Annotated in this window: 24 protein-coding genes; 7 read left to right on the top strand and 17 right to left on the bottom strand. The window is 68.5% G+C overall.

Features of this window, described 5'->3' with window-relative positions; genetic code table 11:
• Positions 1 to 10: 10 nt before the first annotated feature.
• Positions 11 to 955, top strand: a complete 945-nt coding sequence (locus tag EV649_RS33965; RefSeq protein ID WP_130387740.1) for a nucleoside hydrolase — start codon at positions 11 to 13, stop codon at positions 953 to 955.
• Here the strand turns inward: EV649_RS33965 and EV649_RS33960 are convergent.
• A complete protein-coding gene (locus tag EV649_RS33960) occupies positions 948 to 1,538 on the bottom strand; it encodes a TetR/AcrR family transcriptional regulator (RefSeq protein ID WP_241999015.1) in 591 nt (196 codons plus the stop codon). The genes EV649_RS33965 and EV649_RS33960 overlap by 8 nt on opposite strands.
• 98 nt (positions 1,539 to 1,636) lie before the next feature.
• Between EV649_RS33960 and EV649_RS33955 the strand changes: the two genes are divergently transcribed.
• Positions 1,637 to 2,206: a GNAT family N-acetyltransferase gene (locus tag EV649_RS33955; protein WP_241999013.1), complete on the top strand. Its 570-nt coding sequence runs from the start codon at positions 1,637 to 1,639 to the stop codon at positions 2,204 to 2,206.
• Positions 2,207 to 2,223: 17 nt separating this feature from the next.
• Here the strand turns inward: EV649_RS33955 and EV649_RS33950 are convergent, their stop codons facing one another.
• Positions 2,224 to 2,802: a LysM peptidoglycan-binding domain-containing protein gene (locus tag EV649_RS33950; protein ID WP_130387738.1), complete on the bottom strand. Its 579-nt coding sequence runs from the start codon at positions 2,800 to 2,802 to the stop codon at positions 2,224 to 2,226.
• A gap of 369 nt (positions 2,803 to 3,171) precedes the next feature.
• Here EV649_RS33950 and lexA point away from each other — a divergent pair, with 369 nt between their 5' ends.
• Both lexA and EV649_RS33940 read left to right on the top strand, forming a co-directional pair.
• Positions 3,172 to 3,969 (top strand): transcriptional repressor LexA, encoded by a 798-nt coding sequence (gene lexA / locus EV649_RS33945; RefSeq protein WP_130387737.1) that lies wholly within the window; start codon positions 3,172 to 3,174, stop codon positions 3,967 to 3,969.
• A 48-nt stretch (positions 3,970 to 4,017) separates the two neighbouring features.
• Entirely contained in the window at positions 4,018 to 4,527 is a 510-nt protein-coding gene (locus tag EV649_RS33940) for a glutathione peroxidase (protein WP_130387736.1), read from the top strand.
• A 105-nt stretch (positions 4,528 to 4,632) separates the two neighbouring features.
• On the opposite strand, the gene ligD is transcribed toward EV649_RS33940, so the two are convergent.
• The 5 genes from ligD to EV649_RS33915 all read right to left on the bottom strand — a co-directional run bounded on the left by ligD (position 4,633) and on the right by EV649_RS33915 (position 12,083).
• Entirely contained in the window at positions 4,633 to 5,607 is a 975-nt protein-coding gene (gene ligD, locus EV649_RS33935) for a non-homologous end-joining DNA ligase (protein ID WP_130387735.1), read from the bottom strand.
• 7 nt (positions 5,608 to 5,614) lie between these two features.
• Positions 5,615 to 7,612, bottom strand: coding sequence for an ATP-dependent DNA helicase (locus tag EV649_RS33930; protein WP_130387734.1), 1,998 nt, complete (start codon positions 7,610 to 7,612; stop codon positions 5,615 to 5,617).
• Positions 7,613 to 7,876: 264 nt separating this feature from the next.
• Complete coding sequence (gene secD, locus EV649_RS33925; protein ID WP_130387733.1) at positions 7,877 to 10,177, bottom strand: protein translocase subunit SecD; 2,301 nt, start codon at positions 10,175 to 10,177, stop codon at positions 7,877 to 7,879.
• Positions 10,178 to 10,317: 140 nt separating this feature from the next.
• Positions 10,318 to 10,956: a response regulator transcription factor gene (locus tag EV649_RS33920; protein ID WP_241999011.1), complete on the bottom strand. Its 639-nt coding sequence runs from the start codon at positions 10,954 to 10,956 to the stop codon at positions 10,318 to 10,320.
• Complete coding sequence (locus EV649_RS33915; RefSeq protein ID WP_130387731.1) at positions 10,953 to 12,083, bottom strand: DUF5931 domain-containing protein; 1,131 nt, start codon at positions 12,081 to 12,083, stop codon at positions 10,953 to 10,955. Before EV649_RS33915 ends, EV649_RS33920 begins: the two co-directional genes overlap by 4 nt.
• A gap of 180 nt (positions 12,084 to 12,263) precedes the next feature.
• Between EV649_RS33915 and EV649_RS33910 the strand changes: the two genes are divergently transcribed.
• Complete coding sequence (locus EV649_RS33910; protein WP_130387730.1) at positions 12,264 to 14,654, top strand: immune inhibitor A domain-containing protein; 2,391 nt, start codon at positions 12,264 to 12,266, stop codon at positions 14,652 to 14,654.
• Positions 14,655 to 14,715: 61 nt separating this feature from the next.
• Here EV649_RS33910 and EV649_RS33905 read toward each other — a convergent pair whose 3' ends face one another.
• From EV649_RS33905 to dapF, 5 genes are all read right to left on the bottom strand, one after another.
• Positions 14,716 to 15,006 (bottom strand): hypothetical protein, encoded by a 291-nt coding sequence (locus EV649_RS33905; RefSeq protein ID WP_130387729.1) that lies wholly within the window; start codon positions 15,004 to 15,006, stop codon positions 14,716 to 14,718.
• A 38-nt stretch (positions 15,007 to 15,044) separates the two neighbouring features.
• On the bottom strand, positions 15,045 to 15,764 hold the full coding sequence (locus EV649_RS33900) for a hypothetical protein (RefSeq protein ID WP_130387728.1): 720 nt from the start codon (positions 15,762 to 15,764) through the stop codon (positions 15,045 to 15,047).
• Between the two features lies 1 nt (position 15,765).
• Positions 15,766 to 16,458 (bottom strand): DUF6345 domain-containing protein, encoded by a 693-nt coding sequence (locus EV649_RS33895; RefSeq protein ID WP_130387727.1) that lies wholly within the window; start codon positions 16,456 to 16,458, stop codon positions 15,766 to 15,768.
• A 78-nt stretch (positions 16,459 to 16,536) separates the two neighbouring features.
• Complete coding sequence (hflX, locus tag EV649_RS33890) at positions 16,537 to 18,024, bottom strand: GTPase HflX (protein WP_130387726.1); 1,488 nt, start codon at positions 18,022 to 18,024, stop codon at positions 16,537 to 16,539.
• 72 nt (positions 18,025 to 18,096) lie between these two features.
• Entirely contained in the window at positions 18,097 to 18,939 is an 843-nt protein-coding gene (gene dapF / locus EV649_RS33885; protein WP_130387725.1) for a diaminopimelate epimerase, read from the bottom strand.
• A gap of 23 nt (positions 18,940 to 18,962) precedes the next feature.
• Between dapF and EV649_RS33880 the strand changes: the two genes are divergently transcribed.
• A complete protein-coding gene (locus EV649_RS33880; RefSeq protein ID WP_130387724.1) occupies positions 18,963 to 19,223 on the top strand; it encodes a hypothetical protein in 261 nt (86 codons plus the stop codon).
• On the opposite strand, the gene EV649_RS33875 is transcribed toward EV649_RS33880, so the two are convergent.
• Genes EV649_RS33875 through EV649_RS33860 form a run of 4 tightly spaced genes read right to left on the bottom strand, consistent with a single transcriptional unit; the run spans position 19,213 to position 23,154 of the window.
• Positions 19,213 to 20,730: an amidohydrolase family protein gene (locus EV649_RS33875; RefSeq protein WP_130387723.1), complete on the bottom strand. Its 1,518-nt coding sequence runs from the start codon at positions 20,728 to 20,730 to the stop codon at positions 19,213 to 19,215. The genes EV649_RS33880 and EV649_RS33875 overlap by 11 nt on opposite strands.
• Before the next feature lie 4 nt (positions 20,731 to 20,734).
• The gene (menC, locus tag EV649_RS33870) at positions 20,735 to 21,865 is read right to left on the bottom strand and encodes an o-succinylbenzoate synthase (protein ID WP_241999009.1); all 1,131 of its coding nucleotides are present in this window, start codon (positions 21,863 to 21,865) and stop codon (positions 20,735 to 20,737) included.
• Positions 21,855 to 22,499 carry an SIS domain-containing protein gene (locus tag EV649_RS33865; RefSeq protein ID WP_130387722.1) on the bottom strand — a complete coding sequence of 215 codons (645 nt, stop codon included), beginning with the start codon at positions 22,497 to 22,499 and terminating at the stop codon, positions 21,855 to 21,857. The genes menC and EV649_RS33865 overlap by 11 nt, the downstream gene beginning before the upstream one ends.
• Positions 22,492 to 23,154 (bottom strand): GNAT family N-acetyltransferase, encoded by a 663-nt coding sequence (locus EV649_RS33860; protein ID WP_130387721.1) that lies wholly within the window; start codon positions 23,152 to 23,154, stop codon positions 22,492 to 22,494. Before EV649_RS33860 ends, EV649_RS33865 begins: the two co-directional genes overlap by 8 nt.
• Before the next feature lie 69 nt (positions 23,155 to 23,223).
• Here EV649_RS33860 and EV649_RS33855 point away from each other — a divergent pair, with 69 nt between their 5' ends.
• Positions 23,224 to 24,306, top strand: a complete 1,083-nt coding sequence (locus EV649_RS33855) for a M20/M25/M40 family metallo-hydrolase (protein WP_130387720.1) — start codon at positions 23,224 to 23,226, stop codon at positions 24,304 to 24,306.
• Here EV649_RS33855 and ggt read toward each other — a convergent pair.
• Complete coding sequence (ggt, locus tag EV649_RS33850; protein WP_198682833.1) at positions 24,298 to 26,100, bottom strand: gamma-glutamyltransferase; 1,803 nt, start codon at positions 26,098 to 26,100, stop codon at positions 24,298 to 24,300. The two genes, EV649_RS33855 and ggt, sit on opposite strands and share 9 nt — an antisense overlap.
• Between the last annotated feature and the right edge of the window lie 62 nt (positions 26,101 to 26,162).

Raw genomic sequence — 26,162 nt, 5'->3', positions numbered from 1 at the left:
GGATGTGCGCATGAAGCCGGTGATTCTCGATGTGGACACAGGGCTGGACGATGCGTGCGCGCTGCTGCTGGCGGCACGGCATCCCGAGCTCGATCTGAAGGCAGTGACCTGCGTCGGCGGGAACGTCGGCATCGACGACGTCGTGCGCAACACGCTCACGGTCCTCGACGCCGCGGGCCGTCCCGATGTCCCGGTTGCCCGCGGTGCCGCCGTACCGCTGATCCAGCCTGTGCGGTCGGCGCGGCATGTCCACGGCGAGGACGGGCTCGGGGATCTCGACTGGCCACGGTCGACGCGGTCGACGGACCCTCGGCATGCCGTCGAACTCCTCCGCGACGTACTGCGGGACGCGGCGGCGACTGGTGAGCTCATCACGTTGATCCCGTTGGCGCCGTTGACGAACATCGCGCTGTTGCTGCGGACGTATCCGGAGGCGGCGCGCGGGCTGCGCGAGATCGTGTTCATGGGCGGCGCCGCCGGGATCGGGAACGCGACAGCCGCGGCGGAGTTCAACATCTGGACCGATCCGGAGGCAGCCGCGATCGCGCTGACCGCGGCCAAGGATCTCGGCATCCCGGTGACCATGTACGGGCTGGATGTCTTCTACGACGTCGTGGTCACGCTCGATCAGGCGCGCGCGTTGAGCGGATCGCCCTCGGCGGAGCTGGCGTGCAAGCTGATCGAGAAGCGCAGCGAGCGGTACCAGTCGGACGGCGGCAGCATCGGCGACGGCGGCGCGGTGTGCGCGGTGATCGATCCGTCGGGCCTGACGACGCTGGAGTACCCGGTACGCATCGAGCTGTCCGGGAGTTGGTCGCGCGGGCGGACGATCGTCGACACGCGGGGCGCGTCGGACGTCGCGAACGATCCACAGGGACCAGCGGCGACGATCCGGGTCGCGACGGCAGTGGACGGCAAGCGGTACGCCGAGCTGTGGCTGGCGACCGTCAGCTGACCAGCTCGAGAAGCCGGGCGCGTACGCCGTACAGGAACAGGTCGAGGCCGTCGGCGAACAGGTCCGTGTCGTCGGCGTGCTCCGCGACGACGGCGGCCAGGCTCCAGCGCGCGGTGACTTCGAAGAGGTGACGCGCCTCGGGCTCCGGTACGCCGATACGCACCAGGGCGTCGATCTGGGCGCGGATGAGTTCGGCTCGCGAGCCTGCACCCTGGTCGCGGTCCGGCGTCGCCTTCGACTGCATCAGCCCGGCCAGCCCTGGATGGTCCGTGTAGAAGGCGCGGAGCTCTAGCGAGCCGGATCTGGTGAGCTCGATCCACTCGTCGACGGTGGTGAGTTCCTCGTACGCCGTGTTGTCCGCCGTGAACTGGTCGAACGCGTTACGAGCGACCAGGTCGAGGAGCTCGGACTTGTTGTGGACGTGGTGATACAGCGACGGGGCGCGAACCTGGAGACGCTCCGCGACGGCGCGCATGGTGAGACTGTCCACACCGTCGGCGTGGATGATCGCCAGGGCGGCGTCGGCGATCGAGGTGACGGTGATACCGGCCGCCGCATGCGACGAAGGGTCACGCCTGGTCACGAGATCCGTTGTCCGTCTGGTCACGAAATCTGTTGTCCCCGGTCGTGGATGGTGGGTACTGTCTAACGTCATTAGACAGCTTAGCCGAGGATGGTGCCGTGACTGGATTCCGACCCGCGTACCCGCTGCTGACCGAGCGGCTGGAGTTGCGGCCGCATCGGATGGACGACCTGGACGACCTGTTCGCGTTCCACTCACGGCCGGAGGTCGTGCGGTACACGCCGTGGCCGGTGCGGAACCGGGAGGAGACACGGGCCGCACTGGAGCGGAAGCTCCCGCAAGGTGAGTTGACCGCGGATGGTCAGTGGCTGGTGCTGGCGATCGAACTGCGCGAGACCGGGACCGTGATCGGCGAGGTGCTGCTGAAGTGGGCGAGCGAGGCCGATCGCCAGGGCGAGATCGGGTTCGCGCTGCACACCGACTACCAGGGCAAGGGGGTGGCCGCCGAGGCTGCGCGGGAGATGCTGCGGGTCGGCTTCGAGGAACTCGGACTGCATCGGATCGTGGCGATTCTCGACGACCGGAACACTGCCTCGGCGCGACTGCTCGAGCGGTTGGGGATGCGGCGCGAGGCGCATCACCTGCATGCCTCGCAGTTCAAGGGCGAGTGGGGCAACGAGTACGCGTATGCGTTGCTCGAGGACGAATGGCGCGCCGGGCGGGGCTGATCAGCAGGCGGGGTCGATCAGCCGGCGACGGGGATCTGCAGGGTCTGGCCGGGGATGATGTCCGCGGGCGTGGCGAGGTTGTTGAGGTTGGCGATCTTCTCCACGACCGCGGCGGGATCCTGGCCGGGGTTGGTGTCCTGGGCGATGGACCAGAGGCTCTGGCCCGGGGCGACCTGCACCGGCACGGTGTGGGTGAAGTGCGGGCCGGGCTCGAGGACGCCGGCGACCCGGAGGCCGAGGACGAGGATCGCGGCGCCGAAGATGAGGACGGACACGGCGGTCAGCAGCATCCGGCCGCGTCGGGTCAGCCGGAGGGCGGCCGGCTCGGGCTGCACGGACGCCCGGCGACCGAGCTCTTCACCCGAGCACCCGCGAACCGGCATCCGGTCGGTGGTCGCACCCTCGATCCGCGGACGCCGGCGCGGCGCCACCGTCGGGGCGGGAGTTACCGGCGAACCGGCCCGTGCGGCCGGCGACTCGGCGGGTGCGGCCGGGACGGCCTTGAGGTGAGCGGGCGCTGACCGCCGGCGTGGCGGGGTGGCCTCCGGCGAGCGGTGTCGGCCCAGTGCGTCGGCCGCTACGGCTGCTGTGCTCATCGGGTCCTCCAGACCTCTGTTCGGTGCGCGTCCTGCGGTGTCGAGTCCTGTCTATCGGCTGCCTCCGACAGTTTCTGGAGACCAGCCCGTTCAACCGACCCGAACACCTGTTCGATCGAACGCCTGTACGAATGATTAACCGACAGCCGCCCCTCGCGCAACCACTTCCAACCAGGACACGCCCAGGAAATTCCCTGCCGCGGCAGCACTCCGCGTACGCCTTATAACCTGACACCCGAACAAACATGCGAACCGACACGCCTTCGAACAGATGTTTGAAGAATCTCAGGATTCGGTCTACGGTCAACTCAGTCGAGCAAGTTTCGGCCGGTGGGACGATCGCCGGCCCGACCCGAGGAGTTACCACCGATGGCCAGGACGCCGAGCGGTTCCAGCAAAGATGACCGGGGCGGTGGGGCGGGGCAGCAAGGGCCCGCGCGCAGCAAGGCGGACCGGACCGTCGCGGAGCTGCCGGACGGACCGGCGGACGCGACCGGGCTGACCCCGCGCCAGCGCCGCGTGCTGGACGTGATCCGCGACTCGGTGGACAGCCGCGGCTACCCGCCGTCGATGCGCGAGATCGGTGAGCGGGTCGGCCTGACCAGCTCCTCCTCGGTGTCACACCAGCTGCGGGTGCTCGAGCAGAAGGGCCTGCTCCGCCGCGACCCGAACCGGCCGCGGGCGATCGAGGTCCGCTACCCGGGCGAGCTCGACGCGGCGGCCCGGCGGTCGGCGGTCGGCTCGGTGCGGCAGACGGCGTACGACGAGACCGGGGCCGGCGACGCGCACCCGGACGCGGTGTACGTGCCGGTGGTCGGCCAGATCGCCGCCGGTAACCCGATCCTTGCCGAACAGGAGATCGAAGAGGTCTTCCCGTTGCCCAAGGCAATGGTCGGCGAGGGCACGCTGTTCATGCTGAAGGTCAAGGGCGAGTCGATGATCGACGCGGCCATCTGCGACGGTGACTGGGTGGTCGTGCGGCAGGAGCAGACCGCGGAGAACGGTGACATCGTGGCCGCGATGATCGACGGCGAGGCGACCGTGAAGAGGTTCAAGAAGACCAAGACCGAGATCCTGCTGCTACCACACAACCCCGCTTTCGAGCCGATCGACGGCAAGGACGCGGTCATTCTCGGAAAGGTCGTAACAGTTCTGCGGCGAGTCTGACATATCGGACGGCGAGCGAAGTCGGGCGTGTCGTGTCAGCATTGAGCTATGACGACTGTCTATGACTTCAGCGCCACGCGGATCGAAGGCAATGAACAGTCTCTTGCCGATTTCCGCGACCAGGTGCTCCTGGTGGTGAACACGGCCTCGCAGTGTGCCCAGACCCCGCAGTACACGGGTCTGCAGAAGCTCTACAAGACGTACCGTCGGCAGGGCTTCTCGGTGCTCGGTTTTCCCTGCGACCAGTTCGGCCACCAGGAGCCTGGTGACGAGAACGAGATCGCGAACTTCTGCTCGACGATCTACCACGTCACCTTCCCGATGTTCGCCAAGATCGAGGTCAACGGGTCGCGGACGATCCCGTTGTACAACTGGCTGAAACGCGAGCAGGGCGGCCTGCTCGGCGGCCGGATCAAGTGGAACTTCACCAAGTTCCTGCTCGGTCGTGACGGCGGGGTGATCGCGCGCTACGCGCCGACGCACTCGCCGGAGAAGCTGGTCGACAAGATCGAGTCCGCACTGGCGGTGCCGGCGCCGTCCCGGGAAACGAACGACTGAAATTAGGTCATTTTCTGCGACAGTTGAACAGAGAATGTCGCAGCGCCGCAGAACATTCTCCGCATTTCAAACATTTCGGTCGGTGGCCGCATGTCCCGAATGCATTCAGGCGCGCTCTACAAGGACCGATCCCGGGTTGATGTCGAGGCGCAAACCGCGCCATACCGGATGCCGCAGCCGGCCGTCGCCGCCCCAGCCGGAGTAGGTGACTTCGGCGACCAGCGCAGGGTCGAGCCAGTGCGCGCGGCGCCGGTCCGTCATCGGGATGCTCGACGGGTCGAACGCCGGCCGATCGATCTCGAGACCGGTCAGCTCGGCGCTCAGCAGGTCCAGCGTCGCGAAGTCGAGTCCGGAGCCAACCTTGCCGATCAGCACCAGCTCATCGTCGGCGTACGCACCGCAGTAGAAGGAGCCGATCTTCCCTTCCCGGTTGCCCTCCCCCGGATGCCAGCCGCACAGCACGACGTCTCTCGTCAGCACCGGCTTGATCTTGATCCAGTCGGCGCTGCGCCGCCCCGGCAGGTACCGCGACTTGCGCCGCTTCGCCACCACCCCTTCGAGCCCTTGCGCAGCAGACTGTTCGAGCGCCTGGTCGCTGTCCAGCAGCGCCGGCGGCACCTCCCAGAACGGGTCGCCGATGTCCAGCGACTCGAGCAGTCCGCGACGCTCGTCGTACGTTGCCTCTAGCAACCACTCGCCGTCGAAGCGGAGCAGGTCGAACAGCCGCACGGACACCGGCACCTCGGTGATCAGGTGCCGGAGCTGGCGCGGGTCGCGGACATGCATCCGCCGCTGCAGCAGGCCGAACGACGGTGCTCCGTTCTCGTCCAGCGTGACGATCTCCCCGTCCAGTACGGCGGGCAGCCGCAGCCCCGGCGCTTCCGCCAGGCCGATCAGTTCGGGGTAGCCGCCGGACACGTCGTGGCTGTTCCGCGACCACAGCCGGCAGACCCCGTCGTCGACCTCGGCGATGACGCGGATGCCGTCCCACTTCATCTCGTACGACCAGCCCGCTCCGGACGGCATCTGCCCCAGGGCCGCCATCATCGGCAGCGCCGGCGGACCGGTCACGGGACTCATGACTGGCTCATGTGGTCTGCAACCGCTTCAGCGCGCCGAGCACCTTCTCACGATCGGCGGTCGGCCACATCGGCGGCAAGGAGGCGCGCAGGAACGCGCCGTACCGCTGGGTGACGATGCGGGGGTCGAGGATCGCGACGATGCCGCGGTCCGAGCTGCGGCGGATCAGCCGGCCGGTGCCCTGCGCGAGCAGCAGTCCGGCGTGCGTCGCGGCCACGGACATGAACCCGTTGCCGCCCGCCTCGTCGACGGCCCGCTGGCGGGCCGCCATCAGCGGCTCGTCCGGGCGCGGGAACGGGATCCGGTCGATGATCACCAGGTTGCAGGTCGACCCCGGTACGTCGATTCCTTGCCACAGCGACAACGTGCCGAACAGCGACGTCTCGGGGTCCTCGACGAACTCGCGGGCCAGCTCGCCGAGTTGCGCGTCGCCCTGGCACAGCACCTTGAGGTCGGTGGCCTCGCGCACCGCGGCGGTCGCCGCCTCGGCCGCGCGGCGGGACGAGAACAGGCCGAGGGTCCGTCCGCCGGCCGCGGTGACCAGGTCGATGATCTCCTCGAACTGCTTCTTGCCCAGTCCGTCGCGGTGCGGCGGCGGGAGGTGCTTGGCGACGTACAGGATCGCCTGCTTCTCGTACTCGAACGGAGAGCCGACGTCGAGACCGCGCCACGGCAGTGGACCGGTCTCGGAGGAGTCGTCCAGCTCGGGCATCTCGTCGTCGTCCGCGAGCTTGTCGGACGGCCGGAGGCCGACCTGGCGGGCGATCGCGTCGAAGTCGCCGCCGAGCGTCAGCGTCGCGGAGGTGAGCACCGCCGTACGGTCGCGGAGGACCAGTTCGCGGAGCAGGCCGGCGACGGTGAGCGGGGCGATCCGGAGCTCGCGGCCGAAGCGGTCGCGGTCGATCATCCAGACCACGTCGGCGTCGCTCAGCGCGGCGACGCGTTCGGCGACGTCGAAGATCTCCTTGACCGCGCCCTTGGACTGCCGCTTGGCGCCGTCCGGGTCGTCGTCCTTGTCGTCGGACTTCTTGTTCAGGTCGGAGTACATGCTGCGGGCCGCGTCGCGGACCAGGGCGGCGGCCTCCAGGACCGGCGCGTTGGACCCCTCGATCCGGCCTTCGCGAGTGCCCTCGAGCGCGGCGCGGAGCGCGTCGGAGGCGTCGATCAGGTCGTCGGCCTTGTCGTCGTCGACGAACCGGCGGCCGCGTTTGGCGGCGCGCTCGACCATCTGCGGGGACAGCTCGTCGCCGGCCGCACCGGTGACTCGGGCAGGCAGTTCGTGCGCCTCGTCGACGATGATGACGTCGTGCTCGGGCAGGACGGTCCGGTTCTCGAAGGCGTCGATCGAGAGCAGGGCGTGGTTGGTGATGACGATGTCGGCCTTGCGGGCGTGTTCCTTGGCCTTCTCTGCGAAGCACTCCTCGCCGTACGGGCACTTCTGCGCGCCGAGACACTCGCGCGCGCTGATCGCGACCTGCTGCCAGGCCTGGTACTGGTGCGACGGGGCGTGATCCCGGTCGCCGGCCTCGCCGTCGGCGAGCTGCTGCTCCGCCCAGTCGCGGAGCTCGACGACCTGACGGCCGACCTCCCCCGACGGCGGCACGTCGACGAGCATGCCGTCGTCGTCCGGCGCGCCCTCCCGGATCCGGTGCAGGCAGGCGTAGTTGTTCCGCCCCTTCTGGATCGCGTACTTCGGTCTGCGCGGCAGGAGCTTCTCGGTGGCGTCGAGCAACGCAGGTACGTCGCGGTCGACGAGCTGGGACTGCAGCGCGAGGGTCGCCGTGGAGACGACCACGCGACGGTCCTCGATCGCGTGCAACAGCGCGGGCACCAGGTACCCCAGGGACTTGCCGGTGCCGGTGCCTGCTTGGACGAGCAGATGCGATCCGTCGTGCATCGCGGTGTCGACGGCTTGCGCCATCTCCACCTGCCCCGGCCGTGTCTGACCGGCAATCCCGGCCACGGCAGCTTCCAGCAGATCCCGCACATCAACACCCACCGCCATACCCTAGCCCGCACCCCGGACAGATTTACGCTCCGGCAGGCGCAGCTGTGGATAACCGGCTCTTGTGATGCATGTGTGGGTGGGCTGGGCTGATCCGGCGCCCCCCTCGACCGCCGAGCCGCAGGCATCTTGTGTGGTCCTGGGACCACACAAACGCCACCACTCGGCGCGGTCGGGAGAGCCGGGGTTATCCCCTCGTGTGCAGGGTTCTCCCGTCGTGTATCAGTAGAGAACCCCCACCGCGAGGGGATAACCCGTCGTCTGCTAGACGACGGCGCCGCGGTCGGGTTGGGCGTCGCGATCGACCTGGGAGCGCTTGGGGCGCGGTGGTGGGGCCGGATAGCGGCGTTCGAGTTCGAGGAGCAAAGGCGCTGCGGTGAGGTTGGACGAGTAGGTGCCGACGAGGATGCCCAGCAGCAGCGCCAGGGAGAAGTCGGCGAGTGAGTCGCCGCCGAGGAACAGCAGTGCGGCGAGGATGAAGAGGGTCGAGATACCGGTGTTGACGGTTCGTGGCAGGACGTTCACGATCGCGGTGTCGATGGTCGTGCCGAGGTTGTCGGTGGCCCGGGCGTTGCGGGTCTCGCGGATCCGGTCGAAGACGACCACCGAGTCGTTCACCGTGTAGCCGATGACGGTCAGGAGCGCGGCCAGGAAGATGCCGTCGATCGGCCTCCCGGTCCAGGCGAAGACACCGACCACGACCGCGACGTTCTGCAGCAGCGCGAGAACGGCGCCGGCGCCGAACGTCCAGCGGAACCGCGCGGCGAGGTACGCCAACTGAGCGAGCAGGGCGATGCCGAGGGCGATCAGGCCCTTGTTCCGCAGTTCCTCACCGAGCGACGGGCCGATGCTCTCGTTGCGGATCACCTCGGCGTCGCCGCCGATCCGGGCCAGCGACTCCTTGATCTTCACCGCTTCGTCGTCGCTGATCGTGCCGGTCCGCACGGTGATGTCGTCGGTCCCGGACGCCTGCACGACCGCGGTCGGGTACCCGGCCTCGGCGACGGCGGCGCGCGCCTGGTCCGGCGTGATCCGTTGCGCCGTACTGACCTCGATCAGCCGGCCGCCGGTGAACTCGATGCCGAGGTTCAGGCCGCGGACGGCGACGCCCGCGACGCTCACGATGATCGCGACGGCGGTGATGACGAGCCAACGGCGGCTGTGCTTCATCAGCGACGGCTGCCGGGCCTCCAGCCAGGTCCGGACCCGGCCGTGGCCGGCGATCCCGCTCAGGCCCGGGCGGCGCAGGACGAACCCGCGCGACACGACGAACTCGGCGAGGACGCGGGTCACCACGAGAGCCGACAGCATCGACGCGATCACACCGATCGAGAGCGTGACGCCGAACCCGCGGACAGGACCGGCGGCCAGGACGAACAGCAGGCCGGCCGCCAGGAGCGTGGTGATGTTGGAGTCGGCGATCGCGGACAGCGCATTCTGGAAGCCGCTGCGCAGCGATCTGCGCAGGCCGTCGGTGCGGCCGGCGATGAAGTCCTCGCGGGCGCGCTCGAAGACAAGGACGTTCGCGTCGACCGCCATCCCGATCGCGAGCACGAATCCGGCCAGGCCGGGCAGGGTGAGGGTGGCTCCGAGCGCGGTGAGCGCGGCGTACGACATCGCGGCGTACCCGACGAGACCGATGACCGCCATCAGGCCGACGAGGCGGTAGACCACGATGATGAAGAGCGCGGTCAGTGCGAGGCCGATGATCGCGGCGAGCGCGCTGGCCTGGATCGCGTCCTGACCGAGCGACGGGCCGACCGTGCGCTGGTCGATCACCTCGACCGGAACGGGCAGTGCGCCGCCGGAGATCAGGGCGGCCAGGTCCTTCGCACCCGCTTCGGTGAAGGAGCCGGAGATCGTGGTGCTGCCGCCGGCGATACCGATCTTGCAGAGCTGGTTGCCGCCGTTCGGGTCGACCTGCGGCGAGCTGATGACCTCGTTGTCGAGCACGATCGCGATCAGCCGCTGCGGGGTGCCGACCGGGTTACAGGCGGCCTTGCCGGTGATGTTCGCCCAGGTCTTGCCGCCGTCGCCCTTGAAGTTCATCTCGACGAACCAGCCCTGCGCGACCTGCTGCGGGTCGAGCCGGCCCTCGGCGCCGCTGACCAGTTCGCCGGTCATCGCGGGTTTGGCGAGCCGCAGGAGGCCCTGGCCGCTCTCGGGCGGCAGGTAGGTCTCCCCCGCCGCGGGCTTGGCCGGCTTGGCCGCGACCTGGTCGAGCACCTCGTGGAACGTGAGCTGCGCGGTCTTGCCGATCACCTTGGCGGCCTCGCGCGGGTCCTGGACGCCGGGCAGCTCGACGATGATCCGGTTCTCGCCCTGGCGGGTGACGTTCGGCTCGCTGACGCCGAGCGCGTCGATCCGCCGGTGCAGGACCTGGGTGGCCTTGTCGGTGGTCTCCTTGGTCGCCTTGACCGTCGGCGAGTCCTTCGCCTGGAGGACGATCTGCGTTCCGCCACGCAGGTCGAGACCGAGCTGTGGTTTCGCCGTCAGCGTGACGTACGTCGACGCCGCCAGGATCAGGAAGGCGAGAAGTGCGCGGACAAGGGACGACCGGTTCACCGAATCCTCCGGAGATAGGCACCCGCAGTGCAGGTGTCGTGACAGAGAGCATCCACGCGGACGTGGAACGCACAGTGTACGAACGCCATTCAACCGGCCCACCACACAAACCCACAAGCGACCGTGTCGCATGGTCCGGACTACTCCGTGGCGTCCAGGCCGTGTTCTATGGCGTAGCGGACTAGTTCGGCTCGGTTGTGGAGTTGGAGTTTGCGGAGGGTGTTCTGGACGTGGTTCTCGACGGTGCGGTGGGAGAGGACCAGGCGGGTGGCGATCTGTTTGGCGGTGAGGCCGCGGGCCACCAGGCGCAGGACCTCGGTTTCGCGGTCGGTGAGGTGCGGGACCTCGGGGCCGGTCTCGCCCAGGCGGCGGTACTCCCCCAGCAAGAGCCCGGCCAGGCCCGCGCTGAAGATCGCGTCGCCCTCGGCAGTACGGCGTACTGCCTCGTCGAACTCGTCCAAAGACGCCGACTTCACCAGATACCCGGACGCGCCGTTCTTGACGGCCGCGAGTACGTCGTCCTGCTCGGCGCTGGCCGACAAGACCAGGACGCGCGTGTCGGGGAGGGCCGTGGTGATCTCGCGGGTCGCGTCCACGCCGGAGCCGTCGCCGAGTTGCAGGTCCATCACCACCACGTCCGGGCGGGTCGCCAGCGCGATCTTCACCGCACTCGCGACGTCCGAGGCGGTCGCGCACACGTCGTACCCGCGGCTTCCCAGGTCGCGCGCCACACCCTCCCGCCACATCGGATGGTCGTCGACGATCATTATTCGCGTCACGAAACCTCCACTTTCAGCTCCCATTCGGTTCCTTCGCCGGGGGCGGTCCGGACGGTGACGGTGCCGCCCAGGTCGGCGATCCGGCCGCGGATGGACTGGCTGACGCCCAGGTGGCCGTTCACGCGGGCCTGCTCGAGGCGCGCGGGCGTCGTACCGACTCCGTCGTCCCGGATCGACACGCCGACTTCCCCGCCCAAGTCCTCGACGACCACCCACGACCGGGCGTCGGGGCCAGCGTGCTTCGACACGTTACTGAGTGCTTCCTTGACCGCGGCAACCAGTTCCTCGGCCGTGGAGGCGGGCAGCAGGACCTGCGTGGCCGGTACGACGACGTCGATCCGGGTCGTGGCCAGTGGCAACAACAATCCACACAGATCAACGCGATTGCCCGCCGCGACGGTCGGGCGGGTGGACATCAAGGTGCGGAGGGCAACTTCCTGTTCGGCGGCCAGCTGGGCCAGTTCGGTCGCTTCGCCGCCGATCGCCGTACCGCGACGCTGCACCTGGGCCAGCACCTGCAGTACGCCGTCGTGGATCGAACGACTGAGCCGCAGCCGCTCGGCGGTCGCGCTCTCCGTAGCGATCGCCTCGCGCAGCCGAACGCCCGCCTGCCGCATGGTCGAGGCGGCGTACCCGACGACGAGACCGGCCACCAGCAGCAGCTGGACGTTGCTGAGGATCTTCGACACGTTCTCGACCCCACGCAGCGACAGCAGCGCGAGGCTGATCGTGGCGGCGCCGAGCAGGCCGCCGTCGCGACCGCGGGAGATCGCGAGCGCGAGGACCGGCCCAGCCGCCCACACCGAGGTCAGCACGGAGGCGCCGGCGCGGATGTCTAGCAATGGCTGTGCCCACAAGGTCGCGAACATGCAGCCGACCGTGACGATCAGGTCCGCGAACGCGAGCCGCGTGTTGCGGCGGCCCCAGCGGCGGCTGTAGCCGTACGACGAGATCAGCGTCCAGATGCCCATCACGGCCAGCTGGAGCACCGCGCCGAACGGGCGGACGATGCCGTCCCAGCGAGTCCACACGCCGAAGCACGCGAACGCCCAGGTCAGCAGGCGGAACACGACCAGCGCACGCCACAGCGGCTGCAGCAGGTCCACGGTCTCGCGCTCCACGCGCATCAGTCTGCCAAGTGCCAGGGGTGGAATGCGTGAGCCCTTCTACTCAGAGTGCAGGTTTCCCCGCTCCTTCACAGCATTTCCTCAGTTCCACTTCAGCTGACGCTCATTTCCCCGTACTCTCGCGCAAACACGCTCGGGGGAGCTACGAACACACTGCGTTATCAGACACGGAGGGGAATCGTGCGCAAGCTACCCGCTGGGCTGTTCAGCCTGGCTTTGGCGGCGACGACCGGGCTCGGCATCGCCGCAGCTACGGCCGGGAACGCCGCCACACCGTCCAAGCAAGGGTCTGCGCCGAGCGCAAGTGAGGCCGCACCAGCATCTGACGAGCTGCCCAGCCCGCTCGAGGACAAGCGCCGCGAGCTGCGGCAGGAGGCTCTCACCAAGGTCATCAACGGTCAGGCCAAGCCTGAGAAGCGCAACGGCAGCACGGTCGTCAAGCTCGGCACCAAGGCGGCCGGCACGAAGGGCGTCCTCGGCGCCAAGGCTGTGAAGACCGCCACGGGCCGCGTCGACCAGTACGTCGAACTCTCCCGGGAGAAGACCGACCGGATCTTCGTGGTGCTGGCCGAGTTCGGCAACGAGCGGCACCCGAGCTACCCGGACAAGGACCAGGCGCCGACCATCCCCGGCCCGGCCACCTTCGAGGGCCCGCTGCACAACGCGATCCCGGAGCCGGACCGCTCGGTGGACAACTCCACCGTCTGGCAGGCCGACTACAACCAGCAGCACTTCGCGGACCTGTACTTCGGCAACGGCAACTCGGTGAAGAAGTACTACGAGAAGCAGTCGTCCGGCCGGTACTCGGTGTCCGGCGAGGTCACTGACTGGGTGAAGGTCAAGTACAACGAGGCCCGGTACGGCCGCTCGAACGGCTTCCCGTGCGCCAGCAACGTCTGCAGCAACACCTGGAACCTGGTCCAGGACGCGGTCAACCAGTGGGTCGTCGACCAGAAAGCGGCCGGGCGGACCACGGCGCAGATCACCGCGGACCTGAAGACCTTCGACCAGTGGGACCGTTACGACTTCGACGGTGACGGCAACTTCAACGAGCCGGACGGCTACATCGACCACTTCCAGATCGTGCACGCCGGTGGCGACCAGGCCGACGGCGACCCGCAGCAGGGCGAGGACGCGATCTGGTCGCACCGTTGGTACGCCGGCTTCCCCGGCGGCCCGTCCAACAACCCGGCCGGCGGCGCCCAGGTCGGCGACACCGGGCTCTACGTCGGCGACTACACCATCCAGCCGGAGAACGGCGGCATCAGCGTCTTCGCCCACGAGTACGGGCACGACCTGGGCCTGCCTGACCACTACGACACCTCGGGTGCCGCGGTCGAGAACGGCGTGAACTGGTGGACGATCATGGCGCAGAGCCGGGTCGGCAAGCCGACTGACGGCGGTATCGGCGAGCAGGCGGCCGACTTCGGTGTCTGGGACAAGCTGCAGCTCGGCTGGCTCGACTACGAGATCGTGAACGCGGGCCAGAACAGGACGCTCGAGCTCGGACCGCACGAGTACAACTCGTCCAAGGCGCAGGCCGCGGTCGTCACCTTGCCGAAGAAGCTGGTCACCACGCCGCTGCAGACACCCCCGGTCGGCACCAAGTCCTGGTGGAGCGGTGAAGGCGACGAGTTCACCCACACGATGAACCGGCAGGTCGCCGTACCGGCCGGCACCACCAAGCTGACGTTCCAGGCGAACTGGGACATCGAGGACTGCGGCCCCGACGCGTGCGACTACGCGTACGTCGAGGTCGACGACGGCACCGGTTACAAGCCGATCGCCGGCTCGATCACCACGGCGGCCGAGGGCAACGGCATCGACGGCAAGAGCGACGGCTGGGAAGCGGCGGAGTTCGACCTGTCCGCCTACCAGGGCAAGACGATCGGCCTGCAGCTGCGCTACTCGACCGACGCGAACACCGGTGGCTACGGGTTCTTCGCCGACGACATCAAGGTGATCTCGGGCTCGACCACGCTGGTCGACTCCGGTGCCGAGGCGACGCCGGAAGGCTGGACCCTGAACGGCTTCAGCTCGGTCGGTGCGACCATCACGACGCCGTACGACAACTACTACCTCGCCTCGAACATCAACTACGTGTCGTACGACCAGCACCTGAAGACCGGGCCGTACAACTTCGGCTGGGCGAGCACGTTGGGCGACAAGGTGGAGCACTTCCCGTACCAGGACGGTCTGCTGGTCTGGTACTGGGACACGTCGCAGCGCAACAACAACACCAACACCCACCCGGGTGAGGGCCTGGTCCTGCCGGTCGACAGCCACCCGGTCCCGATCAACCGCATCGACGGCCAGCTGTGGCGTCCGCGCGTCGGCGGGTACGACGCTCCGTTCGGCCTCGAGAAGGCGGACTCGTTCACCCTGCACATCAACGGGCAGGCGAGCTACATCCGTGGCCAGAACGCCGTACCGACCTTCAATGACAGCAAGTCGTACTGGACCGCGGACCAGCCGACGAGCAGCGTCAAGGTCCCGAACAACGGCGTCAACATCAAGGTCGTCTCCAAGACCGGCACCACGATGAAGATCGAGATCTCGAAGCGCAAGTAGTGCCTTGAGCAACAAGTAGTACCGGCGGCCCGGGAGTCCTGCTCCCGGGCCGCCGGTCCGTCTAGGCGGTCAGCGGCTTCGCGAAGACCTTCTCCACGACGGCCTCGTAGCCGAAGCCCATCACCAGGGCGATCCAGAAGCTGATCTCGGTGTCCGGTTTCGCCGACTTGAAGACGGCGAGCACGATCAGCGCGCTCGCCGCGCAGAACGCGAACAAGGCGGCGTACTTCTTCACCCAGGGCGGCAGCCCGGGCACCGCGACAGGCCCGAACTCCTTCCTGATGTAGCCCCTCAGCACCGGATACACCACCGCGATCAGCACACCCAGCGTGATCCCGAGAAACGCACCCATCCCCACCACTCCCCCACCCTTGTTGTCAGATCCAGTTGTCAGACGCACCAATCCGAGTCCTGCCCGCGACCGGCGTTCCCGTCGTCGCCGTCGCCGTCCCGGGAGGCCGGTACGGCGATACTCACGCGCCAATGCGGACGCCCTTCCATCGGCGGACCGTCCAGGACGAAGACGAACGACGGCCGGCACAACCCGGCGACCTCGTAGCCCGACGGCTCGCTGTAGCCGAAGGCCCCACGCAACCGGAAGCCCCGCGCGTCCCCGACCATGCCGTTGACAGCCGCCGCGACCTCCCGCGGATCACGCCACCCCGCAGCGCGGATCCGCTCTGCCCGGGGCCGGACCGTGAGGTCGACGAAGTCCCCGGACGGCAGGTTGAACCAGGTCACGCGGCCGCCAGGACCCACCGACCGGATGCCTTCGATTCTGGTCAGCAGCTGCCGCTGGACGAACTTCGGCGGTTGCTCGTCGGTCCTCAGCTCGACCTCGGGGTCGGGGTCGCGATGGAAGGTCGCGGTGTCGAGGAAGAACTCCACAATGCCGTCCATCGGCAGGTCGTCGACCGGCCCGGCGATGCGGACGGTGCCGGTCCGCGGCGAGATCTCGATCCGCCGGTCGAACTCGTACCGGATGCGCTCGGCCGCGGCCTCTTGCTCTCCCGGTGGCGCGAACAAGAGATTCGGCGGTGGCTCCCGGCCCTGCATCTGGTCAGCGGCCCAGTCGGCCGTGTCGGTCGGCATCAAGTCGTCCCAGTACATGTCACGTCCTCCACGCCAGGCTGGGGACCTGGCTGGTCCGCGGTCCCGGCGGCGAACCCGCCGACGCGAAGTCGAGGACCTTCTGCGCGTCCACGTCGTCGTCGCCGAACGCGATCGCGATCGGTTTGTCGGTGCCGACGTAGCTACCGGCCTGGATCGACGTGAACCACGCGTCGGTCACCGGCTTCGTGGCCAGCTCCTGCGCGAACGCCGTACCGCGGATCGAGGCCTGCCGGGACACCGAGGCCGGCGACGCGAAGCCGAGGACGAGCCGGAGCTGCGGCCCGATCTTGTCGGTGCGCCAGGCCTGGTCCCAGCCGCTCACGCTCGGATCGGCCAGGTCGCAGCAGTCGAAGATCACGATCGACGGGCCCTGGTCGCCGAATCCGCCCGCGAGCACCGGCCAGTCGTCGGCGTGCAGTGCGAGCTCGTATCCGGACGGACCGCTCATCCCGTGTGTGGCGACGTACAGGATGTCGACCTGCTGCGCCTCGCCGCCCTGGCCGAGATCCTGGTCGACCAAGTTCTCGTCGAAGCTGACGAACCGGACGTTCGCGCCGGCCGCGAGCATCCCTTCGAGGAACAGCGCCGGTGCCCGGTAGGCGTAGCGCAGCCGCCGGTACCAGAGCTTGTCGAGACCTTGCCGCTGGAAATGCGTCGACCAGGCGACGCCGATGTTGATGCCGATTGTCATCCCCCACCCCTGTTCCGGAGGATGACACAGCGTGAGCGCGACGCCAAGAGATCGACGTCGCGCTCACGCTGTGTGTTATTAAGCCGTTGCCACCTGGTACGGCGTGAGGTCGCCGGCGAGGGCCGGGTGGACCCGTGCGGTCAGGTGGGTGCCTTCCGCGGTGTGTTCGAGTTGCTCGACCGAGCCCTCGGAGTGGATCCGGGAGACCAGGTCGCCGCGGTCGTACGGCAGCAGGACCTCAAGGGCCACGTGCGGCTGCGGCAGGGCGCCCTCGATCAGTTCGCGGAGCTTGTCCATGCCTTCGCCGGTGCGGGCGGACACGACGATCGCGCCCGGCTCGCGGTGCAGGATCGGCGCCAGCGCGAGCGGGTCGGCGGCGTCGGCCTTGTTGATCACCACGATCTCCGGTACGTCGGTCGCGGCGATCTCGGCCAGTACCTCGCGGACCGCCTGGATCTGCGCGATCGGGTCCGGGTGCGAACCGTCGACCACGTGCAGCAGCAGGTCGGCGTCCGTGACCTCCTCCAGCGTCGAGCGGAACGCCTCGACGATGTCGTGCGGCAGGTGCCGGACGAAACCGACCGTGTCGGTCAGCGTGTACACGCGGCCGTCCGCAGTCGTCGTACGGCGGGTCGTCGGGTCCAGGGTCGCGAACAGCGCGTCCTCGACCAGCACGCCCGCGCCGGTGATCTGGTTCAGCAGCGAGGACTTGCCGGCGTTGGTGTACCCCGCGATCGCGACCGACGGGACCAGGTTGCGGCGACGCTCCTGGCGCATCGTCGACCGGGTGCTCTTCATGTTCTTGAGCATCCGGCGCAGCTTCGCGATCTTGGTGTTGATCCGGCGCCGGTCGGTCTCGATCTTGGTCTCACCGGGACCACGGCCGCCGATACCACCGCCGGCCGCACCGACGCGTCCACCGGCCTGGCGGGACAGGTTTCCACCCCAACCACGCAGGCGCTGCTTCATGTACTGCAGCTGGGCCAGCTCGACCTGGGCCTTGCCTTCCTTGCTCTTCGCGTGCTGCGCGAAGATGTCCAGGATCAGCGCGGTCCGGTCGACCACCTTGACCTTGAGCCGGTCTTCCAGGTTGCGCAGCTGCGCGGGCGCCAGCTCGCCATCGGCGATCACGGTGTCCGCACCGAGCGACGCGACCAGGTTGCGCAGGTCGGCCACCTTGCCGGAACCGATGAAGGTCGCCGGGTCGGGCTTCTTCCGCCGCTGGATCACGCCGTCCAGTACCTCGGAACCGGCGGTCTCGGCGAGCAGCTTCAGCTCGGCCAGCGAGTTTTCCGCGTCCTCGGCGCTGCCCTCGGTCCAGACGCCGACCAGCAGCACCCGCTCGAGCAGCAGTTTGCGGTATTCGACCTCGCTGATGTCCGTCAGCTCGGTCGACATACCAACCACGCGCCGGAGCGCTTGGCGCTCCTCGAGCTCGAGGCCCTCGGTGGTCAGTTCGTTGTCATACTCATCGTGACCCGTCAACGAATCGCCGGAGTCATCGCCCTCGATGAGGTCGGTTTCGACGTCGGTGGTCTCTTCGTATGCGTGTGAATGGGTCGTCATATACCTTCCATGGTGGCACGGGCCTCAAGTACAAGCGACCCGTTTACCAGGAGTCAACGCCCCACGCAGGAATCAGATTCCCAGCCACGCGCGGTCGAACTCGCCACGAGCGTGCAAAACGGCCGGTCCGGTCAGTTCCAGGTGGTTGTCCGCGCGCCACGTCACGCTCACTTCACCACCCGGTACGCCGACGCGGTACGTCACCGGGCGCTCCTCACGGGCCGCCCGCGCGGCCGCCACGGTCACGGCGCAGGTCCCCGTGCCGCAGGACCGCGTCTCCCCCGACCCGCGCTCGTGCACCCGCATCTGGACGTCGCGCGGACCACGCCGTACGACGAACTCCACGTTCACCCCGTGCGGGAACGCATCGGCCGGCGACCACGTGGGCTGATCGCACAGATTGCCCGGCTCGTTCAGGTTGTCGACGAACGCGACCGCGTGCGGGTTGCCCATGTCGACGTGCACGGCGGGCCACCGGTGACCGTTGGCCTCGACCACGATCCCGGCCGCGTCGGGTATCTTCGGCTCGCCCATGTCGGCGGTCAGCGTGCCGTCGTCGTTCTGCGCGACCTCCTTGACGCCCGCGCGGGTGCCGACCCGGACCGGCTTGCCGTCGATCAGGCCCGCCTCCGCCAGGTACTTCACGAAGACCCGGACGCCGTTCCCGCACATCTCCGCGATCGACCCGTCCGCGTTTCGGTAGTCCATGAACCAGTCGCCGCCGTCCTCGACGTACGACTGCTTGTCGCCCTGGATCACCCGCAGTACACCGTCTGCGCCGAGCCCAGCATGCCGGTCGCAGAGGAACCGCACCACCGACGCGTCCAGCTCGCCGTGCACGGAACCATCGGGATCGGGCAGGATCACGAAGTCGTTCTCGGTCCCATGCCCCTTCAACCAGGGAAACGTGCTCATGGGAGAAGCGTACGGTGTCAGCCATGGAGCTGATCGCCTACTTCTGGGAGCAGGAGGACGCAGCGGTTGTCGCCGACCTACTGGACGGCGAGGTACGGCGTGGGCGCTTCCACGGCGAGGACGACGACGAAGACCACCCGTGGATGGTGGTACTGCGGGACGTCGATCAGGCCGTCCTGGACGAACTGCTGTCCGAGAACGACGGCTGGATCGAGACGATCACGGAGCGCTCAGCCACCGCCCCTCCCCCACTCCCGAACGCACCCCAGCGCTTCAAGAAATGACGCGACCGCTGCCGGTGTGAGCCGCTTGGCCGGCTAGGAGGACGTGGTTGATGCCGGTGGAGAGTTGCCACGGATCGTCGTACGTCGAGTTGTCGGTGATCTTGTCGGGGTTCAGGACTGTTAGGTCGGCGATTGCGCCTGGTTTGATGATGCCCCGGTCGGAGAATCCTAGACGGGTTGCGGGGAGTGAGGTCATTCGGCGGATGGCTTCGGGGAGGGTGAGGATGGCGCGGTCGCGGGCGTAGTGGCCGAGGACGCGGGGGAAGGTGCCGAAGTTGCGGGGATGCGGATGTCCCGGGCCGGTTGCGTCCATGATCCAGCCGTCGCTGGCGACTGCCGTTCGCGGATGTTCGAGGACGGTTGTCACGTCCTCCTCGCTCATCGCGTGGTTCACCACGCTGACCGCGGCCTGGTGGGACTCGAGGATGCGAAGGACGATCTCCGCGGCGTCGACCCCGTCGCGCTGCGCGATCTCGGTGAGGCTGAGGCCGCGGCTGTCCTCGTAGCGGCCGGGCGGGAGGGATGCGATCACGACCGAGTCCGGCGAGAGCAAGTCATCGGCGCGGAGGGCTTCGGCGATCCGCGCGCGTTCGGCCGGGTCGGCGAGTCGGTCGAGGAGGGTGCCACCGGCGAGGGCCCAGGTCGGGAGCCTGGTGGTGAGGGTTGTGCTGGTGGCGGTGTACGGGTAGGCGTCCCAGCCGAGGTCGACGTCATCAACCTTGTCCAGGTGTTCGAGCGCGGCGTCGACGAGACCGTAGTTGGCCTTGCCAACGGCCTTGAGATGCGAGATCTCCAGCCGCGCGCCTCCCGCCCGCGCCGCCGCGATCGCCTCGTCGAGCGCAGCGAGCAGACCCGCGCCCTCGTTGCGGATGTGGGTCGAGTACAGCAGCCCGCACTCAGCAGCGGTGGCGACCAACGCGGCCACCTCTTCAGGTGATGCGTACGCGCCCGGCGCGTAGATCAACCCGGTCGAGAACCCGACCGCGCCCTGATCGGCGGCCGCCCGCAGCAGGTCCTGCATCGTCCGGAGCTCGTCGGGCGACGGCAGCCGTTTCGCGCTGCCCATCGCGGCGATCCGCAGCGTGCAGTGGCCGACCTGCAGCGCCAGGTTCACCGCCGGTTGCAGGGTTGCAGCGAACCCGGCGAGGTCGGTCCACGACCAGTCGTGTTTCGGATCGAGGAACGCCGTACCCGCACGCAGCGTCTCGAGGTCGGTGATCGGGAACGGCGACCAGCCGCAGTTCCCCGCGACCAGCGTGGTGACGCCCTGGGCGAGCTGCGACTCGGCGGCCGGGCTCGCGCCGAGACTGAAATCCGCGTGTGAGTGCAGATCGACGAACCCCGGTGCCACAATGTTGCCCGTGGCATCGATGACCTCGGCTTCGGCGACCGGCTCACCGGGTGGCAGCACCGCGGCGATGCGCTCGCCCTCGACCAGCACCGTCCCGGGCACCAGTTCGGCCCCGGTGCCGTCCGCGATCAGGCCGCCGGTCAGTGCCACGCGCATCGAATCACTCCTGTTCTGGTCCGAAGGACTGCTCAGCGACCGTGTTGGCTACGATCAGTCCGCGGTCCACGGCGTGACCGAGACCGGTTGCCTCGGGCACCTGTACAACGCCTTGGACCGCGACCACGGCGGGTACGACGATGTCCCGGGCGTAGTACTTCTCCGAGGCGGACACATCCGATGGGAGGGTGAACCCGGGGAGACTGGAGAGGGCGACGTTCGCGAGCCGGCCGATGCCGAACTCGTGCATGCCGCCGCACCAGACGCCGATCCCGGCCTGCTGCGCCCGATCGTGCGCCGCGCGCGCCGCGCCGAGGCCGCCCATCCGCGACACCTTGATGTTGAGGATCTGCAGCGCTTCTAACGCCAGCGCGGTCTCCAGGTCGTCGACGGTCTCAACACTCTCGTCGAGACACACCGGCGTACCGACCGTGCGTTGCAGCGCGGCGTGCGTGAGCAGGTCCCGCGGCGCGAACGGCTGCTCGATCATCGTCAGCCCGAACTCGTCCAGCTTCCGCACATCAGTCAGGTCGTCGGCCGTGTAGATCCCGTTAGCATCCACATGCAGATCAAGCTCGGGGTACGCCGTACGCACGGCACGGACCGGCTCTACGTCCCAGCCCGGAGCGATCTTCAGCTTCACCCGTGGATACCCGGCGGCGACCTGGCGCTCGACCTCGGTGAGCAGATCGTCGATCGTCGGCTCGATGCCCAGCGAGACACCCGCGACAACCTCGGTCCGCGTACCACCCAGGACGGTTGCCAGCGGCACCGCTTGCGTCTCGGCCCACAGGACCCACGCGGCCATGTCCACACCGGCCTTGGCGAAGTTGTTGCCGCGGACCTTGGACCACACCTTGGCCAGCTGGTCGGGGTGCCTCCACGGTCGGCCCAACACGGCGGGGAGCAGGTACTGCGTGGCGATGTGCCAGCAGGACTCGACCGTTTCGGGCGCGTAGTACGGATCCGAGGACGACGCGATCTCGCCCCACCCGATCGCGCCCGACGCGTCCTCCAGTTGGACAAGGATGTGATCGAGGTACGTCTTGCGGTGCGAGCTGGTCTGGAACTCGTGCACCAACGGCATCCGCACCCGATGCAGCCGGGCGGCGACGATCTTCAGCTCAGTTGACATACAGGCCCAGCTCCGTGTTCAACCGATCCCGCTCCATCAGCCGTCGGCGTGCGCCCTTCGAGCTCGCCGTGGTCAGCGTCGCGAGCACGTGCAGCACCGAGGCGACGACTGTCGGCGAGTCGACGTACGACGCACTCCCGGTCGCGACGTAGATGCTTTGGTCGGCGAGCTTCGCCAGCGGCGCGTCCTCGAAGTCCGTGACCGCGACGAGCTCACCACCGGCCTCGACGAACCGGCGGGCGATCTCGACGGTGTCGCGGCGATACCGGCGGAACGAGAACGCGACCATCAGGTCGTTGGACCGGACGTCGGACAGGACGTCGACGCCGCGGACGACGGTGCCGTCGATCAGCGTCACCTGCGAGAGGCCGACGCCGAGGTCGAACGCCAGCAGCGACGCGTACGAGTACGACTTCGCCGAGCCGATGATGAAGCGCCGGCGGGCGGCGACGATCCGGGCCGCGGCCTGCGCGATCGACTCGTCGGTGAGGATCTGGTCCAGGGCATCGTCGATCGAGGCGCGTTCCTGCTCGACCACGCGACGCTGCAGCAGCGTCGACGATCGGCGTTGCAGCCGGGCGTCGTACCGCTCGTGGGGGCTCGCGAGCTCGCGGTTGTGGGGATCCTCAGGCATGGTCGGCCGGCCCGAAGTAGTAGGCGCCATTGCCGTCCGGGAGCTGCCGGCACGAGACGGCGACGAGTCCCTTGCCGAGCAGTTCCTCGAACGACCTACGGAGTTCGGCCGGATCGGTCGGCACGATCAGCTCGGTCAAAGCATCCGGGGTCGTGGGGTGCTCGCGGGTCAGGTCCCACTCGATGACCACGCGGTCGGTGCCCGGACCGTACATGTCGGGCGCGAACCAGCGGCCGCGGGCGCCGAGCACGTCGAGGTTGAAGTGCGCGTTGCGGATCTGCGCCGGGTCATAGGTCCAGCGCATCCGCGACATACCGTGGCTGAGGGCAACTTCTCGCTGGGCGTGCTTGAGCATCCGGCCGAGGCCGCGGCCCTGCTGCCCGGCGGCCACCACGGCCGACTGCGAGTAGTGGTAGAAACCGCGCCGGTCGGTGCCGCAGAAGCCGTACGCGAACGCGACCAGCCGGTCGCTCTCGTCGAGGATGCCGACCACCGAGCCGCCGTTGCTCGCCAGCGCGCCGAGCAGCCGCGGGTTCAGCCCGTACGCCGGGTCGAGGTAGCCGAAGACCTCGCGGTACAGCGTCGAGGCCTCGGCGAACCGGGACGCCGTGGTGAGCGAGACCGCGCGAAAGCTCACCTCAGAGATACGATTCATATCTTGATCCTATCCCTCGGCAGTCATTGCTGGTCAATCGCTGATCGGATGATGATACGTTGACTATCTATGATGATCGAGCGACTCAGGGAGTACGTCGGCGCGGAGACCCCGACCGGCGACGTGGCCGCGCTGAACGCGTTCGCCGACCGGCTGGAAACGCGGTACGCCGAGCTCGGCGCGACCATCCGCCGCGTGCCGACCCCGACCGGCGACCACCTGGTGGCCGACTTCCCGGGCCGCACCGGCGAGGCTCCACTGCTCTTCCTCGCGCACCACGACACCGTCTGGCCGATCGGGCAACTGCAGAAAGCGATGCCCTGGCGCGAGCAGGACGGTGTCATCCACGGCCCCGGCGTCTTCGACATGAAGGGCGGCCTCGTCGTCTTCGAGACCGCCCTGGAGCAGGTCGCCGGCCGCGACCACCGACCGCTGAGGGTCGTCGTGGTCGCCGACGAGGAGATCGGTTCCCCGTCGGCACGTTCACTGGTGACGGCCGAGGCGAAGGGTGCGTACGCCGCATTCGGGTTCGAACCGCCGCATCCGAACGGCGACCTGAAGACGTCGCGCTGGGGCAGCACCAGGGTGCGCATCGAGGTCACCGGCCGCGAGGCGCATGCCGCTCTCGATCCGGCAAGCGGCGTGTCCGCGATCGATGAACTCGTCGACCAGTTGATCGCCGTACGGCGGATCGCCTCCGACCACGACGAGGTGCTGTGCAACGTCGGCACCATCACGGGTGGCGGGCGGACGAACGTCGTACCGGGATCGGCGGCGACCGATATCGGGTTCCGCTTCGTCGATCCGGCGACAGAAGAGGCCGTGCTACAGGCCGTCACCGAACTACAGCCGGTGCGGGACGCGCAGTTGACGGTGCGCGTCTTGTCGAACCGGCCGGCCTGGCAACCGTCGGCCGCGACTGACGAGTTGCTGGCGAAGGTGATCGCGGCCGGGCGGTCCGTCGGTCAGGAGGTCGGCGGTGCGGCCGCGACCGGCGCGGCCGACACGAATCTGACCGGATGGTTGGGGATCCCAACGCTGGACGGCCTGGGCCCGATCGGCAAAGGCGCCCATGCCGTCCACGAGCAGGTGATCGCGGCGACCCTGACCGAACGAGCCGATCTGGTCGCCGCGATCATCGCGTCACTTTAAGGGCCAGGCCGTTCCCGCTGCTCCCCCGCCGCGTCGGCTCGGTTCGGCCGCCGCGAGGATCGCACCACCGGGCAGGAATTCGAGCGCCGCGACCGCACCGATCTCAGCGGCCGAGCTCCCCGGCAGACCCGGCGCCATGAACGTGTGACCGTACGGCGCCAGCGATGCGCCGTACCTATCGATGAACGCCTGCTCGGCCGTCACCGACGCGGTGTTGCGCTGCGCCGCCCGCGGTGCCGCGATCGCCTCCGGCAGCGTCATGCCGCGGTCGAGACGGTTGGTCAACGTCTGCAGGACGGTCGTGATGATCGTCGAGCCGCCCGGCGAACCGAGCGCGATGTACGGCTTGCCGCCACGCAGCACGATCGTCGGCGACATCGACGACCGCGGCCGCTTCCCGGCCTCGACCCGGTTCGGGTCCGTCGGGCTCGGTACGGCGGAGAAGTCCGTCAGCTCGTTGTTCAGCAGGAAGCCACGCCCCGGCACGGTGATCCCGCTGCCACCGGTCTGCTCGATCGTCAACGTGTACGAGACCACGTTGCCCCACTTGTCGGCCGCGACCATGTGCGTCGTCGAACGTCCCTCGCTATCCGGGCGCTGCTCAACCGCACTACCCTCGGCACACTGCGAGTACTGGCCGTCCGGCGAGCCCGCAGCCACCGGCTTGGTCGCCGCGTGCTGCGGGTCGATCAGGCAGGACCTCTCGGCCCCGAACCCTCGCGACAACAGTTCATTCAGCGGTACGTCGACGTACGCCGGGTCGCCGACGTATGCGCCGCGATCCGCGAACGCCAGTGCCGACGCCTCGAGGTACGTGTGCAGCGCCTGCGTCGTCGACTGCTGCCGCAGGTGCTGCGGCTGCAGGATGTTCAACGCCTCACCGACGGTGCTGCCACCCGACGACGACGGCGGCATGCCGTAGACGTCCAGACCGTCGTACCTGACCTTGGTCGGGGCGCGGTCGATCGCCTTGTACGACGCGAGATCGCCGGTCTCCAAGTAGCCGGGGAAGAACGGCAACGTCGCGTCCGGTGTCTTCGGCGGGTTCTTGGCGACGGCCGCCATCTCACCGGCGAGCGGACCGCTGTAGAACGCCGACGGGCCCTGCTGCCCGAGCAGCTTGTAGGTGGCGGCAAGCTCGGGGTTCTTGAACAGCGAGCCGACCAGAGGCGCGTCGCCGTTCGGCAGGAACAGCTTCGCGGTCGGCACGACCTGCGCGAACCGGTCCTTGTTCTCCAACGTCTGCAGACGGAACGTCGGGTCCACCACGAACCCGCGGTCGGCCAGATCCGCGGCCGGCTTCAGCGCCTTGCCGAGTGACAGCGAACCCCATTGCTTCAGGGCCTTGTCCCAGGTCGCGAGCGTTCCCGGTACGCCGATCGACACCCCCGACGTCACGAGCTGCGCGAACGGGTACGCCGCACCGGTGGCCGGATCCACGAACGCGTTGGGCGGCATCGTCGCTGGCGCCGTCTCGCGGCCGTCGATCGTCGACACCTTGTGCGTCTTGGCGTTGTAGTACACGAAGTATCCGCCGCCGCCGATGCCGGCCGAGTACGGCTCGGTCACGCCGAGCGCGGCGGCCGTGGCGACTGCGGCGTCGACGGCGTTACCACCACGACGCAGTACGTCGAGGCCGATGTTGGTCGCGTCGGGGTCGATCGACGACACCGCGCCGCCGTACCCGATCGAGGTCGGTTGCCGCGTTGGAGCTTGCGCTTCTGCGGTGGTTGAGGCGGTGAAGGCAGTGAGAACGAGGGTGCCTGCAGACAGAGTTGCGACGAGCTTTTTCACGAGTTCCCCCACACGGACTCGGGGACAGGGACAAGCCCTGCCTATCTCAAGTGGAGGTCGCG

Source organism: Kribbella sp. VKM Ac-2569, from assembly GCF_004216905.1.
GTDB lineage: Bacteria > Actinomycetota > Actinomycetes > Propionibacteriales > Kribbellaceae > Kribbella.
This window is presented reverse-complemented; position numbering and strand designations above follow the sequence as displayed.

What these genes read in the sequence shown, in the direction of transcription:
- lexA (WP_130387737.1), top strand. Translation starts at nt 3,172, where the DNA reads ATGGCCAGGACGCCGAGCGGTTCCAGCAAAGATGACCGGGGCGGTGGG.
- EV649_RS33900 (WP_130387728.1), bottom strand. Translation starts at nt 15,764, where the DNA reads ATGTACTGGGACGACTTGATGCCGACCGACACGGCCGACTGGGCCGCT.
- EV649_RS33940 (WP_130387736.1), top strand. Translation starts at nt 4,018, where the DNA reads ATGACGACTGTCTATGACTTCAGCGCCACGCGGATCGAAGGCAATGAA.
- EV649_RS33875 (WP_130387723.1), bottom strand. Translation starts at nt 20,730, where the DNA reads ATGCGCGTGGCACTGACCGGCGGCCTGATCGCGGACGGCACCGGGGCC.
- EV649_RS33965 (WP_130387740.1), top strand. Translation starts at nt 11, where the DNA reads ATGAAGCCGGTGATTCTCGATGTGGACACAGGGCTGGACGATGCGTGC.
- EV649_RS33855 (WP_130387720.1), top strand. Translation starts at nt 23,224, where the DNA reads ATGATGATCGAGCGACTCAGGGAGTACGTCGGCGCGGAGACCCCGACC.
- EV649_RS33915 (WP_130387731.1), bottom strand. Translation starts at nt 12,083, where the DNA reads ATGCGCGTGGAGCGCGAGACCGTGGACCTGCTGCAGCCGCTGTGGCGT.
- EV649_RS33865 (WP_130387722.1), bottom strand. Translation starts at nt 22,499, where the DNA reads ATGCCTGAGGATCCCCACAACCGCGAGCTCGCGAGCCCCCACGAGCGG.
- ligD (WP_130387735.1), bottom strand. Translation starts at nt 5,607, where the DNA reads ATGAGTCCCGTGACCGGTCCGCCGGCGCTGCCGATGATGGCGGCCCTG.
- EV649_RS33905 (WP_130387729.1), bottom strand. Translation starts at nt 15,006, where the DNA reads ATGGGTGCGTTTCTCGGGATCACGCTGGGTGTGCTGATCGCGGTGGTG.
- EV649_RS33895 (WP_130387727.1), bottom strand. Translation starts at nt 16,458, where the DNA reads ATGACAATCGGCATCAACATCGGCGTCGCCTGGTCGACGCATTTCCAG.
- EV649_RS33950 (WP_130387738.1), bottom strand. Translation starts at nt 2,802, where the DNA reads ATGAGCACAGCAGCCGTAGCGGCCGACGCACTGGGCCGACACCGCTCG.
- EV649_RS33860 (WP_130387721.1), bottom strand. Translation starts at nt 23,154, where the DNA reads ATGAATCGTATCTCTGAGGTGAGCTTTCGCGCGGTCTCGCTCACCACG.
- EV649_RS33880 (WP_130387724.1), top strand. Translation starts at nt 18,963, where the DNA reads ATGGAGCTGATCGCCTACTTCTGGGAGCAGGAGGACGCAGCGGTTGTC.
- dapF (WP_130387725.1), bottom strand. Translation starts at nt 18,939, where the DNA reads ATGAGCACGTTTCCCTGGTTGAAGGGGCATGGGACCGAGAACGACTTC.
- menC (WP_241999009.1), bottom strand. Translation starts at nt 21,865, where the DNA reads ATGTCAACTGAGCTGAAGATCGTCGCCGCCCGGCTGCATCGGGTGCGG.
- EV649_RS33930 (WP_130387734.1), bottom strand. Translation starts at nt 7,612, where the DNA reads ATGGCGGTGGGTGTTGATGTGCGGGATCTGCTGGAAGCTGCCGTGGCC.
- hflX (WP_130387726.1), bottom strand. Translation starts at nt 18,024, where the DNA reads ATGACGACCCATTCACACGCATACGAAGAGACCACCGACGTCGAAACC.